11 protein-coding genes are annotated in these 13,018 nt (G+C 37.6%); 8 read left to right on the top strand and 3 right to left on the bottom strand.

The window, feature by feature from the left end; translation table 11 throughout:
* Positions 1-5: 5 nt before the first annotated feature.
* From BMX24_RS17995 to BMX24_RS18005, 3 genes are all read left to right on the top strand, one after another.
* The gene (locus BMX24_RS17995) at positions 6-482 is read left to right on the top strand and encodes a hypothetical protein (RefSeq protein ID WP_089795244.1); all 477 of its coding nucleotides are present in this window, start codon (positions 6-8) and stop codon (positions 480-482) included.
* Between the two features lie 165 nt (positions 483-647).
* Positions 648-1,895, top strand: a complete 1,248-nt coding sequence (fahA, locus tag BMX24_RS18000; RefSeq protein WP_089795246.1) for a fumarylacetoacetase — start codon at positions 648-650, stop codon at positions 1,893-1,895.
* Between the two features lie 143 nt (positions 1,896-2,038).
* Positions 2,039-2,860, top strand: coding sequence for a flavin reductase family protein (locus BMX24_RS18005; RefSeq protein ID WP_089795248.1), 822 nt, complete (start codon positions 2,039-2,041; stop codon positions 2,858-2,860).
* A 99-nt stretch (positions 2,861-2,959) separates the two neighbouring features.
* Here the strand turns inward: BMX24_RS18005 and BMX24_RS18010 are convergent, their stop codons facing one another.
* A complete protein-coding gene (locus BMX24_RS18010) occupies positions 2,960-3,808 on the bottom strand; it encodes an alpha/beta hydrolase family protein (protein WP_089795250.1) in 849 nt (282 codons plus the stop codon).
* 286 nt (positions 3,809-4,094) lie between these two features.
* Between BMX24_RS18010 and BMX24_RS18015 the strand changes: the two genes are divergently transcribed.
* From BMX24_RS18015 to BMX24_RS18030, 4 genes are all read left to right on the top strand, one after another.
* A complete protein-coding gene (locus BMX24_RS18015) occupies positions 4,095-4,868 on the top strand; it encodes a HipA family kinase (RefSeq protein WP_089795251.1) in 774 nt (257 codons plus the stop codon).
* On the top strand, positions 4,855-5,238 hold the full coding sequence (locus BMX24_RS18020; protein WP_089795252.1) for a DUF3037 domain-containing protein: 384 nt from the start codon (positions 4,855-4,857) through the stop codon (positions 5,236-5,238). Before BMX24_RS18015 ends, BMX24_RS18020 begins: the two co-directional genes overlap by 14 nt.
* 21 nt (positions 5,239-5,259) lie before the next feature.
* On the top strand, positions 5,260-6,279 hold the full coding sequence (locus BMX24_RS18025) for an alpha/beta hydrolase (RefSeq protein ID WP_089795254.1): 1,020 nt from the start codon (positions 5,260-5,262) through the stop codon (positions 6,277-6,279).
* Positions 6,280-6,377: 98 nt separating this feature from the next.
* Positions 6,378-7,466 (top strand): serine hydrolase domain-containing protein, encoded by a 1,089-nt coding sequence (locus tag BMX24_RS18030; protein WP_089795256.1) that lies wholly within the window; start codon positions 6,378-6,380, stop codon positions 7,464-7,466.
* A gap of 42 nt (positions 7,467-7,508) precedes the next feature.
* Here BMX24_RS18030 and BMX24_RS18035 read toward each other — a convergent pair whose 3' ends face one another.
* On the bottom strand, positions 7,509-8,333 hold the full coding sequence (locus BMX24_RS18035) for an alpha/beta hydrolase (protein WP_089795258.1): 825 nt from the start codon (positions 8,331-8,333) through the stop codon (positions 7,509-7,511).
* A 213-nt stretch (positions 8,334-8,546) separates the two neighbouring features.
* Between BMX24_RS18035 and nagB the strand changes: the two genes are divergently transcribed.
* Positions 8,547-10,469: a glucosamine-6-phosphate deaminase gene (gene nagB, locus BMX24_RS18040; RefSeq protein WP_089795260.1), complete on the top strand. Its 1,923-nt coding sequence runs from the start codon at positions 8,547-8,549 to the stop codon at positions 10,467-10,469.
* A gap of 185 nt (positions 10,470-10,654) precedes the next feature.
* Here nagB and BMX24_RS18045 read toward each other — a convergent pair whose 3' ends face one another.
* The gene (locus BMX24_RS18045) at positions 10,655-12,988 is read right to left on the bottom strand and encodes an ATP-dependent helicase (RefSeq protein ID WP_089795262.1); all 2,334 of its coding nucleotides are present in this window, start codon (positions 12,986-12,988) and stop codon (positions 10,655-10,657) included.
* Between the last annotated feature and the right edge of the window lie 30 nt (positions 12,989-13,018).

A 13,018-nucleotide genomic window follows, 5' to 3' on the forward strand; every position in this document is an offset into this window, starting at 1 on the left:
TCAATATGAGAAAATTTTTAATTGGAATTTTATTTTTTGGAGCAACTTTTGGATTAAAAGCGCAATATGGTTCATTAAATGATATTCTTACCAGACTTGAAGAAAGAAAAGGAATCAATCAGCATCTGGAAACGGTAAATATCGACAACAAGAAATTTGTTTACATCAAAGATGAAGCAGATCACACAGAAAGGGATTTTATTGTAATTAAAGGAAACAAAGCGACTTACGTAGAAGTTTTCGATGATAAAGCAACCGGAGAAACCAGCTCAAATGTTTTTACCGGAGATATCGTAAGAAAGAAAAACATCGTTTCTTTAAGAGCAGATATGCTGGAAAACAAAAAAGTTCCGATCCCGGTTACCAAAACGCTGTTGCTAACAAGACAGGACGACATTCTGTACCTGATCGATGTGAATACAAAAGCCAGATGGATCGACGAAGAATCTTTTTCTAAAGCTAAGGCTAAATCTAAAAAATAAATATTCCGGATTTAAACACTAATAGCACTAATTTTCACACTAATAAACACGAATTAAAGATTGGTGGTATTTGTGAAAATATTTGTGCCTTTTGTATTTAAACCAAAAATATTTAAAATCAAAAATGTAACGGATTTTCATTAAGTCCAAATTAAATCTAAAATTATGAAATCATTTGTAGAGTATTCCTCAAATTCGGATTTTTCTATACATAATATTCCGTTCGGAGTAGCAGTTTTTAACAAAGAATATATCGGATGCTGCACAAGAATCGGAGATCAGGTCATTGATCTTGCGACACTTTATGATCTTGCTTACTTTGAAGATGTGGAAGGGCTAGATGATAACGTCTTCGAAGCTTACACTTTAAACGAATTCATCGAACTTGGAAAACCTGTTACCAATGCTGTTCGTCTTAAAATTCAGGAGTTATTACAGGAAGGTTCTACATTATCTAAAGACGAAAAAACCATCGAAGAAGCCTTCTACGATCTGGATAAAGTAAAAATGATGATGCCTGTTCACATTCCGAATTACACAGATTTTTATAGCAGTATCGAGCACGCTACCAATGTTGGAAAAATGTTCAGAGACCCTGCAAATGCTTTATTACCCAACTGGAAGCATTTACCTGTAGGCTATCACGGCAGAGCTTCATCTATTGTCGTTTCAGGAACGGAAATCAACCGTCCGAAAGGTCAGACAAAACCTGCAGATGTTGAAAAACCGATTTTCGGACCATCAAAACAATTGGATTTTGAATTGGAAATGGCTTTTATCATTAATAAAAATACAGAGATGGGCGAAAGTATTTCTACAAAAGACGCTGAAGACGCCATTTTCGGAATGGTAGTTTTCAACGACTGGTCTGCAAGAGATATCCAGGCTTGGGAATATGTTCCACTTGGGCCATTTTTAGCTAAAAATTTCGGTTCTTCAGTTTCTCCTTGGGTGGTTACTCTGGAAGCTTTAGAACCATTCAGAACGGCTTCTCCTAAACAGGATCCTGAAGTGTTGGATTACTTAAAATTTGAAGGAGATAAAAATTACGACATCAATCTTGAAGTCTATATCCAACCGGAAAATGGTGAACAAAACCTGATCTGCCAAAGCAACTACAAACACATGTACTGGAACATGACTCAGCAATTGGCTCATCACACAGTAAACGGCTGCAACGTGGAAGTCGGTGATTTATACGCGAGCGGAACCATTTCAGGAAGCGATCCAAAATCATTCGGCTCGATGCTTGAACTTACATGGAGAGGTCAAAACCCAATCCAACTAAGCAACGGACAGGAAAGAAAATTCATCGATGACAACGATACCGTAACAATGAAAGCATGGGCTGAAAAGGACGGTGTGAGAGTTGGTTTCGGTGAAGTGAGTGGTAAAATTATTCCTGCAATTTAAATTTTAAAAATATTTTTAACACATAAGTCACAAAGAAAATTCTTTTTTGTACGTCAACTAATATGTTCTATAATATTTTCAAAGTTTTAAATTTAAAACTTATGTGACTTATGTGACTTATGTGTTAAAAAAATAATCTAATAATGAAAACAGTAATCCCATCCGAAATATCCCCAGTACAACTACAACTTGTCATGCAAACTGCCGTTTCACCGCGTCCGATTGCATTGGCTTCGACTGTTGACCGTAATGGTAATAGTAATCTATCGCCGTTCAGTTTTTTTAATATGTTCAGTACCGTTCCTCCGATTTTGATTTTTTCACCATCGAGAAGAGTGCGTGACAATACGATTAAACATACACTGGAAAACGTTTTGGAAGTACCTGAAGTTGTTATTGGAACTGTAAATTTCCCAATTGTACAGCAGATTTCATTAGCTTCGACCGAATATGAGGGCGGAGTAAATGAATTCATTAAATCTGGCCTAACGATGAAAGACGCCGATTTGGTGAAGCCTAAATTAATTGAAGAATGCCCGGTGAATTTCGAGTGTAAGGTTCTAGAAGTAAAACATTTAGGAGATCAGGGTGGTGCCGGAAATCTGATTATTTGTGAGGTACAGAAAATTCACATCAGAGAAGAATATTTGGATGAGCAGGGAAATCTGGATCAAAGAAAACTCGATATGGTGGCTCGTTTGGGCGGAAACTGGTATTCGATAAGCAATGAAAACAGCCTTTTTGAAGTTCCGAAACCTTTGGTAACAAAAGGAATCGGTTTCGATCTTCTTCCCGATGAGATAAAACTCAGCAAAGTCTTTACTGGAAACGATTTGGGAATGCTTGCCAACGTTGAAGTTTTGCCTTCGGGAGCGTATCATTCAGAGGAAAATATTCATCAGGAAGCTCAGAAATTATTGCTGGAAAGCAGAATTGAAGAGGCCTGGAAGATGTTGATGAAATAAATTGGAGGGAAGTTAGAAGCTGGAGGCTGGAGGTTTTCAAACTGTGAAAACTAACTTTACAATTGTAACTTCTATTCTCCAACTCCCAACTTCCTTTCTTTATTCATTAACAATTTTTTCATTTATAAATTCGATACATTTTTCAGTAACAACGTTCAGGTCTTCGGGTAGATCACTTTCTTCCCACGGTTCTTTTGCCCCGAAAGTATGATTCGCATTTTCAATTAAAAGCAGCTCTGAAAGCGGATTTAGGATATGAAGATGTTCCGCATTTTTCATACTTACACTTTCATCATTTGTCCCGTGAATTATCAAAACATGGGCTTTTGCCATTTCAGCCGCTCTTTCGACATCAAATCGGTGATGATCTTTTTCAAAATCTTCATAAAACTGATAATAATGAGGCATTTCCTGTTTTGTCCTTCCGTTTAAAACATAATAGACACCGGCTTGTTGCCACTTTTCAAACGCATCGTTTTTGGGAAAACGGTCCAATGTATCCACACTGGCCAATGTTATCAACCCATTAATTCTTTCGTCTTCAAAAGTTTTAATCATAGAAATTCCCCCTCCCCGGCTGTGTCCGATCAAAACAATTTTCTGATCATCCACTTTAGGATCCTTCACAAAAAAATCAATCACAGCTCCTAAATCCGAAAGTTCTTTAGAATAATTATTATTTCCGAAAGCTTCCAGATCAGCAAAATTATGGGGATCTTCCACTGTTGTCCCGTTGTGTGAAAAATTAAATTTAACAAAGAAAAATCCGGCTTCCGCAAACTTTTCCGCTATTAGATTCCACGCTCCCCAGTCTTTGTATCCTTTGTACCCATGAACGAAAATAATCAACGGTAACTTTTCATTAGTTTCAGGATAAAATGCATCGGCCAGAAAATCTCTGGTTTCGGGGTTTGAGATGATGATATTTTGCTTTTTGGTGATATTCATATTTGGTTTGTTCTATTTACTTGTTGGTTAATCGCAAAGGCGCAAAGCTTTTATTTTAATTATGTTTTTAAGGCGCTAGAAAATCAGAGATTTTCGATAATTTACATTATGTAATTCTACACATAAGCTACTACACAATCAATTTTATCACAGATAAATTCCTTGCGTCTTAAAAAAGTTCATATAAAAATCATTTTGCGTCTTTGCGATTAACCAACAATTATAATTTCACTTAAAAATATTAAAAATAGAAATATACACAAAGTAAAAACCTTATTTTTGCTCTATGTTGGATTTAAGAACGGTAACCGTCATGCGTTACATTCTGCCGCTTCGTGAGGGAGGTTCGCTTCCGGCTTTGGCAGAGGCTGATGATGATTTTAAATATGTTTTAAAATTCCGTGGCGCCGGTCATGGAGTTAAAATGCTGATTTCCGAATTATTAGGTGGAAAAATAACTGAAGCATTAGGATTAAAAATTCCGGAACTTGTGTTTGTCAATCTTGATGTTGATTTCGGAAGAACCGAAGCCGATGAGGAAATTCAGGATCTTTTGAAATTTTCAGAAGGGCTGAACCTGGGTTTGCATTATCTTTCAGGCTCCATTGCTTACGATTCCAGTGTAAAGATTGATCCTCTTTTAGCTTCAAAAATTGTCTGGCTAGATGCATTTATCACCAATATCGACCGTACTTTTAAAAATACCAATCTTTTGATGTGGCATAAGGAACTGTGGGTGATCGACAATGGTGCCTCCTTTTATTTTCACCATTCGTGGCAGAATTTTGACACTGCTGCAAAAACTCCTTTCAAATATGTGAAAGACCATGTTTTGCTTCCACAGGCGAAAATGCTGGATGAAGCCGACCGATTTGCAAAAGAAGTTTTGAATGAAAGTGTTTTCAGGGAAATTGTCAACCTGATTCCTGAAGACTGGCTACATTGGAACGACGCCGATGAAACGCCGGAAGAAATCCGTGAAGTCTATTTCAACTTCCTGAAAACGCGATTAGAAAATTCTGAAATCTTTTTAAACGAAGCCAAAAATGCAAGAGGATAAAATATACGAATACGCCGTCATACGCTTGGTGCCAAAGGTTGAGAGAGAAGAGTTTTTCAACATAGGATTGGTAATGTTTTCTAAAAAAGAAAAATATATCCGTGTAGAATTTTATCTGTGTCCGGACAAATTCCGACTGATGCACAGCAAGCTGGATTATGACGACATCATTCAAAACCTGGAAAGTTTCCAGAAAATCGCCAATGGTGAAAAAGATGCAGGACCTATTGCACAACTCGACATACCGGAACGTTTCCGTTGGCTGACAGCCGTCCGAAGCTCTGTGGTACAGACTTCCAGACCTCATCCGGGAAAATCTAAGGATCTGGATAAGACTTTTGGTAAACTTTTTGAGGAGTTAGTAAAATAACGAACACCACAAAAATATTCTATGAAATCTATCAATAATAAAATAATTTACAGGTTTTCTATGAACCTGTTTTTCGTATTCTTTTTAAGTTTTTATACATTAGGATTTTCACAGAATCAGATCGAGCCGGAAACACAGAAAAGTTTTGTTCTTCCCGAAAAAACTTCCTTTTCCGAAAATATCGTTTACAAAAAAAGTAAAACCGGGAAATCAGTTTTCCTTGACATCTACCGTCCGAAAAATGTTTCTAATGCAAAAACTCCGGTTGTAATTTATGTTCATGGCGGTGGCTGGGTTGGCGGAGACAAGATTATCCGTGCCGACAGTTATATTGAAACTACGATTTTAAAATTGGTTGAAAAACAATATTCGGTCATAAGCATCGATTATACGTTGGTCAATAAAGACGTTCATTTTCCGCTTCCGTTGGAGGATACGAAAGATGCCATCCGATGGGTGAGAAAAAATGCAGACACCTACAATTTTGATGTGAATAATATAGGACTTTTCGGCGCTTCTGCAGGTTCGCATTTATCTATGCTTGCGGCTTATACGAAGGATAATGAATTTGTGGGAGATCCTGAACTTTCGTCTTATTCTGCGAAGGTGAAGTATGTGGTTAATAATTTCGGACCGACAGATTTAAACAAACTTTTACATACACGTGCAGGAAAAATCCCTGTTTTTTTCATTGGTTTATTGGCAAAAAATATTGTTGATTTAAGAGAAAAACTCGTTCTTGGGCTCTCGGGATATGACATTAAAAAAGACAAAAGAAAAGTCGTGGAATATTTAAAGACCATTTCACCCGTGACCTATGTTGATAACGGGATTCCTACTTTGATTTTACAGGGTGACAAGGACAAAATTGTACCCATTAATCAATCAAAAAAACTTCATAAGAAACTTAATAAAGAAGATATTGAGAATAAGCTGACAATCGTAGAAGACGGCAACCACGGCTTCAGAACAACGGATAAAGCTTACCTCGACCAGTTAACTGATGAAATGGTAAATTTTATTGTTGCGCAGAAAAAGTAGGTTTAGTTATATATTAAAATAAATGTGTTTTTAATTATTTTAAACTTAACCAATCCGGTTTTTATTTATCTAAAAATTATAATTTAAACTAATTTTTCATGAAAATAAAAAATCTACTCCGGACTTCAGCTTTATGTTTCCTTGTGATTTCCTGCAGCTCTGATGATTCTCCCGAACTGCCTGATCAAAATGAAAATCCATCAACAGAAACAATGTACTTTCCTCCTTCCAACAGTGATGTCTGGGAAACGAAATCTATCTCTGCTTTGGGTTGGCATCAGGATAAAGTACAGGATCTCCTGACTTATCTTGAAACAAAAAATTCTAAAAGTTTTATAATTCTTCAAAACGGAAGGATTGTCATGGAAAATTACTTCAGTGGGCATACATCCACCACTCCGTGGTATTGGGCAAGTGCAGGCAAAACATTAACTTCTACTGTCACCGGAATTGCAGAACAGGAAGGGTTTTTAAATATAAATAATAAAGTTTCCGACTACATAGGAACAGGCTGGACAAGCGAACCTTTGGCAAAGGAAAACCTCATTACCTGCAAAAATCTACTCACTATGACTTCCGGATTAGATGATAGTCTGGGCGATGTTGTGAGTCCGGCGAATCTACAATATAAAGCCGATGCAGGAACGAGATGGGCATATCATAATGTCTATGTAAAACTTCAGGATGTGGTGGCAGCAGCAACCAATCAGACCTGGTCGCAGTATTTCAATATAAAACTCAGGGACAAAATCGGTATGACCGGAAACTGGGTTCAAAGCGGAAACAACAGTGTGTACTGGAGTACAACGAGAAGTATGGCTCGTTTTGGTTTAATGGCTTTAAATAACGGTAATTGGAATGGTACACAAATTATTAATTCCAATTATTTCCAAAGTGCGACCAACACCTCACAAAACATCAATCTTGCATATGGATATTTGTGGTGGCTGAACGGAAAATCGAGCTACCATCTGCCACAGACACAAATTCAGTTTAATGGAAAATTGATTCCGAGCGCGCCGGATGATATGTTTTGTGCTTTGGGAAAAAATGACCAGAAAATCTATGTGGTTCCCAGCAAAAAATTAGTTATCATCAGAATGGGCGATGCTGCTGATAATGTAAACCTTGCGCTTTCTGATTTTGACAATACTTTATGGCAAAAAATAAATGCAGTGATTAATTAAATCGCTGCATTATTCTGTTTATTTCAAAAATCCAATATTTCATCAGTTTTTATTTTTTAATTTTTGAACTCTTTTAATCTCATTCAGCAGCAAAGGAAATGCAGGCTGTGCCATTCCGCCGTGATCGAAGCCATCGAGCTCATACAAAGTCGTATCTTTATGACCTTTCAATTTCATCATTCGGGCCATGTAGGCGTTTTCCTCGTATCTTCCAAGTAATTCCTTTTCCCGATCACCGGTGATTAATAACAACGGTGGAGCATCAGCACGGATAAAATGCAGCGGCGCCATTTCATCGATTCTGGCATCCAGTTCATCAATTCCTTTTTCTTTTCTCGTCGTAAAATGAGAGATCATTTGTCCGCTGAAAGGTATGATAGACGCCAATTGATTAGCATTAATTCCATATTTGTTCAGATACATTTTGTTTAAACCCACCATCGTCGCCAGATAACCTCCCGCAGAATGTCCTGAAATAAAGATCATATCTTCACTTCCACCGTAATTTTTAATATTTTTAAAAACCCAGGCCGTTGCAGCAGTGGCATCTTCAATATATTTTGGAGCATTAACTTTTGGAGAAAGTCTGTAATTAACGCCAATTACGGCAATACCTTTATTTTTTAATGCTTCGGGAATTTCTTTTTGTCCGCCGGTCAGTCCACCTCCGTGAAACCAGATCACCGTCGGAAAATTTTTCACATTTTTCGGAACATATATATCCAGCACACACCTTTCATTAATGTAAACATCAGACTGATTAACTTTTTCATCATAATAATGAACATTACTGATCAAGCTGTATTCCTGAGAAAAAAATGGCGTTGAAAATAAAAATGCGAGTAAAAAAATCAGAAGCCTGGCCATAAAATGTTGTTTTTAAGATTTTAAATATACAAATTCATATTGTCTCAAATTGATAAAGAATTAATTTTTTATTCAAATTTCAAAACATTTAATTTAATTTTTTAATTAGACTTAAAATAAAAATTTACAATTATTGATATTCAAAAAATACGGACTCAAATTATTTAATTTTTATTCATAACTTTTTATATTTACTTTATCAATACAAATATCATGATGAAATTAAATTTACTTGAAGAAACCCGCTTCGAGAAAGTTCCCGTAAGCGTATTTGAAAATTCCAAAACGGCTTCCGTTCATGTAGCGCATCGAATTGCAGAAATTATCCGTAAAAAGCAGGCCGAGAAGACCTTTGCCGTGCTGGGTTTGGCAACAGGTGTCACGCCCATTGCTGTTTATGCCGAATTGGTAAGACTTCACAGAGAAGAACGGCTGAGTTTCAAAAACGTCATTACGTTCAATCTCGATGAATATTATCCGATGCAGTCCAGCTCGGCGCAAAGCTATGTCACTTTTATGAATGAAAATCTTTTCAATCATATCGATATTCCAAAGGGCAACATTCACATTCCGAATGGGACAATTGCAATGTCCGGAATTCCCTCATTCTGTCTCGAATACGAAAAAAAGATTGAAAGTCTGGGAGGGCTGGACATTCAAATCTTAGGAATCGGGCGAACCGGACATATCGGTTTCAATGAGCCTGGCTCTGCACCAAACTCCGGAACCCGACTGGTCACCCTCGATGACCTTACAAGAAGAGATGCAGCCCATGATTTTGGAGGAAAAGCGTTTGTCCCAACAAAGGCAATCACCATGGGAATCGGAACAATTTTCAAAGCCCGCGAAATTATTCTCATGGCGTGGAGCCGAAAAAAAGCCACCGTCATCAAAAAAGCTGTAGAAGGCGATATTTCCGGGGAAGTTCCTGCAACATATCTTCAGTTATCCAATAATGTTGAATTTATTTTAGATGAAGCTGCTGCCGCAGAACTTACCCGCTTCGATACACCCTGGCTGGTGAAAGATTGCATCTGGACGGACGATTTAATCCACAAAGCTGTCATCTGGCTGGCCAACCATTTGCAAAAACCCATTCTCAAGCTCACAGATGATGATTATAACACCCATGGAATGGCGCAGCTTGCCACAGAAAAAGGTCCGGCTTATAATATCAATATTCGTGTTTTCAACAAACTGCAGCATACTATTACAGGCTGGCCCGGCGGAAAACCGAATGCTGATGATTCTCAACGCCCCGAAAGAGCCGAACCTTCGAAAAAGAATGTCCTTATTTTTTCACCACATCCCGATGATGATGTTATTTCGATGGGTGGAACTTTTATACGGTTGGTAGACCAGAAACATAATGTTCATGTTGCTTATCAGACTTCGGGAAATACGGCGGTCTGGGATGATGATGCCTTACGTTTTGTCGAATTTAATCTGGATTTTTCTGAAAAGATGAAGATCGATAATAAATCATTAAAAGACGTTTATCAAAAAATGAGAACCTTTCTTGAACACAAAAAGCCCAATCAGACAGATAGTCCGGAAATTCAGACGGTAAAATCTCTTATCCGGAAAGGAGAAGCTATTGCCGGAGCCCGGTATTGCGGTTTAAATGACGATCATATCCATTTTCAGTCTCTTCCATTTTATGAAAACAGAGAAAATAAAAAAAATCCGGTTTCAGAGAAAGATATTGAACTAACGATACAATTGTTACAGGAAATAAAACCTCATCAGGTTTTTGCCGCCGGAGATTTTGAAGATCCGCACGGTACTCATCTTGTATGTTTCAATATTGTTTTAGAAGCATTGCAACGTTTAAGAAGAACCGAAACCTGGGCAAAAGACTGCTGGTTGTGGATGTATCGCGGAGCCTGGCATGAATTTGAAACCCACGAAATTGAAATGGCAGTTCCATTGAGTCCGAAAGAATTGGAACAAAAGAAACAGGCAATTTTTAAACATCAGAGTCAGAAAGATAAAGCCGTTTTTCCGGGTGATGATTCCAGAGAGTTCTGGCAGCGTGCCGAAGACCGGAATCGGGAAACAGCAAAGGCTTATGATAAATTAGGCTTAGCAGAATATGAGGCGATGGAGGCTTTTGTGAGGTGGAAATTTGAGTAACTTTATATTAAATTCCCATAGATTGCACAGATTTACACAGATGTTTATGTTTTATTTCTTCAAAGAAAAAATTATGCGCAATCATCTGTGTAAATCTGTGCAATCTGTGGGAAAAATATTTTTTGAGATTACTTCATTGCTTCTGAACTATGTTCGTAGACCCTCAGTCTGTTCGCAATGACAGATTATATTTTCGTCAGTTTAGCGTATTTTAAAATCAAATTCTTTTCACCCTCATGCTGGAAAATCACTTTTGCTTTGATATTCTGAGGATCGGTTCCATCAAGGAAAGTCACTTCCCCGATTCCGAAACGGTCGTGTCTTACCTTGTCTCCTACTTCAATATCCTGCGAAGAAGCTCCACTTGGGTTAATGATTTTCGCCGTAGCTACAGGTTTTAATTTACGAGGTTCAGCGATTGGTTTTGAGCCTTCTGCCCTTTCGATGGTTTTCTTTTCAACCTTTTTGAAACTTCTCATTTCAGAAGGATGCTCGTCGAAAATATTTGATCTTACTCCTGAATTATTAATGAAACGCTTTTCAATAGCGGGATTTACAAATTCGATATATTGCTCATCAATTTCACTTAAAAATCTCGATGGTTCAGCATCGGTAATTTTCCCCCACTGAAAACGGGAAATCGCATAAGAGAAAAAGACCTGTTTTTCAGCTCTTGTCAAAGCTACATAGAACAAACGTCTTTCCTCTTCCAGATCTTCTCTGGTGGCCGAACTCATAAAACTCGGGAAAAGATTTTCTTCCAGACCTACCAAATGTACTACTGGGAATTCCAGACCTTTTGAAAGGTGAATCGTCATTAACGAAACCATCTCATCCTCACTCTCTTTATCCTGAGTATCTGCAGAAAGGGCAATATTTTCAAGGAAATTCGATAAACTTGGGTCTCCATCTTCCAGCTGCATCTGCTCTTCAATGAAACCCTGCATCGAGTTCATTAATTCCTGAACGTTTTCTACCCTCGAAATCCCTTCCGGAGTCTGATCGTCTTTTAAAAATTTGATCAAACCGCTTCGTTTGGCCACTTCCATTGCAACATTGTAAGCTGTTTCTGTTTTTAATAATACTTCAAACGCTTTGATCATCGACCAGAAATCGTTCAGTTTATTTAAAACCCCATTGTTAAAGCCTAAATGCGGTGCATAGATCGGAAGATTGTCCAATACTTTTGCAACAGAAACATTCTGGGCATCTGCAAAAACGATCAACTTGTTCTGGGTAGTTTCCCCGATTCCTCTTGCAGGATAATTGATAATTCTCATCAATGCTTCAGAATCACTTTCATTAATTAAAAGTCGAAGATAAGCCAGTAAATCTTTCACCTCTTTTCTTTGGTAGAAAGACAAACCGCCGTATACTTTGTATGGGATATTTTTGCGTCTCAGGGCATCTTCAAAAGCACGCGTCTGAGAGTTTGTTCTGTATAAAATAGCAAAATCGCTGTATTTTCTTTGTTCGCGATTCCGGATTTCCCAGATATTTCCGGCTACGAAATTGGCTTCATCGGCGTCGGAAAGTGAGCGGTATACCTTAATTTTTTCCCCTTCTTCATTTTCACTGAATACATTTTTCTTAAACTGCTGAAGGTTTTTTGCAATCACAACATTGGCCGCATTTACAATATTCTGAGTCGAACGGTAATTCTGCTCCAAAGACACGGTAACCGCGTCGGGATAATCTTTTTTAAAGTTTAAGATATTATAAATATTCGCACCACGGAAAGAGTAAATCGACTGGGCATCGTCTCCCACCACACAAATATTTTCAAATTTTGATGCTAAAGCTTTAACGATCAAATACTGAGAATGGTTCGTATCCTGGTACTCATCTACCAAAATATATCTGAATCTGTCCTGATATTTTGCTAAAACTTCCGGAAAACGGGTTAATAATTCATTGGTTTTCAACAATAAATCATCAAAATCCATAGAACCGTTTTTGAAACACTGCTCTACATACCGCTGGTAAATCTGTCCGATGAATTTCATGTTGGCTTTTTCGTCAGCTTCCATTAATTCAGGATTATTGAAATACGCTTTTACCGTGATCAGATTATTTTTATAGGTGGAAATTCTTGCCTGAACTTTTTTAGGTTTATACAAATCTGCATCGATGTTCATGTCTTTTAAAACTTTTTTAATGACATTCAGAGCATCCTGTTGATCGTAGATTGTAAAATTCGAAGGATATCCCAGATAATTCGCTTCACTTCTCAGAATTCTCGCAAAAACCGAGTGAAAAGTTCCCATCCAAAGGCTTCTCGCATTGCTTTGTCCTACCACTTTTGCGATACGTTCTTTCATTTCGCGGGCGGCTTTGTTGGTAAAAGTAAGTGCTAAAATATTAAAAGGATCTACCCCATTTGTAATTAAATGAGCAATACGCATCGTCAGTACACGAGTTTTCCCCGAACCAGCTCCGGCAAGAACCATCAAAGGTCCCTGTAAAGTGGTAACGGCTTCAAATTGTGATTCATTCAGTCCTTTCAGATAATCCTCCATGCTGCAAAAAATTTTTGGGAACACAAAATT

The sequence above is a fragment of the Chryseobacterium wanjuense genome (assembly GCF_900111495.1).
GTDB lineage: Bacteria > Bacteroidota > Bacteroidia > Flavobacteriales > Weeksellaceae > Chryseobacterium > Chryseobacterium wanjuense.

Coding starts and splice junctions, on each gene's coding strand:
- BMX24_RS18005 (WP_089795248.1), top strand. CDS start 2,039: ATGAAAACAGTAATCCCATCCGAAATATCCCCAGTACAACTACAACTT.
- BMX24_RS18025 (WP_089795254.1), top strand. CDS start 5,260: ATGAAATCTATCAATAATAAAATAATTTACAGGTTTTCTATGAACCTG.
- BMX24_RS18015 (WP_089795251.1), top strand. CDS start 4,095: ATGTTGGATTTAAGAACGGTAACCGTCATGCGTTACATTCTGCCGCTT.
- BMX24_RS18030 (WP_089795256.1), top strand. CDS start 6,378: ATGAAAATAAAAAATCTACTCCGGACTTCAGCTTTATGTTTCCTTGTG.
- BMX24_RS18010 (WP_089795250.1), bottom strand. CDS start 3,808: ATGAATATCACCAAAAAGCAAAATATCATCATCTCAAACCCCGAAACC.
- fahA (WP_089795246.1), top strand. CDS start 648: ATGAAATCATTTGTAGAGTATTCCTCAAATTCGGATTTTTCTATACAT.
- BMX24_RS18020 (WP_089795252.1), top strand. CDS start 4,855: ATGCAAGAGGATAAAATATACGAATACGCCGTCATACGCTTGGTGCCA.
- BMX24_RS17995 (WP_089795244.1), top strand. CDS start 6: ATGAGAAAATTTTTAATTGGAATTTTATTTTTTGGAGCAACTTTTGGA.
- BMX24_RS18035 (WP_089795258.1), bottom strand. CDS start 8,333: ATGGCCAGGCTTCTGATTTTTTTACTCGCATTTTTATTTTCAACGCCA.
- BMX24_RS18045 (WP_089795262.1), bottom strand. CDS start 12,988: ATGGAGGATTATCTGAAAGGACTGAATGAATCACAATTTGAAGCCGTT.
- nagB (WP_089795260.1), top strand. CDS start 8,547: ATGATGAAATTAAATTTACTTGAAGAAACCCGCTTCGAGAAAGTTCCC.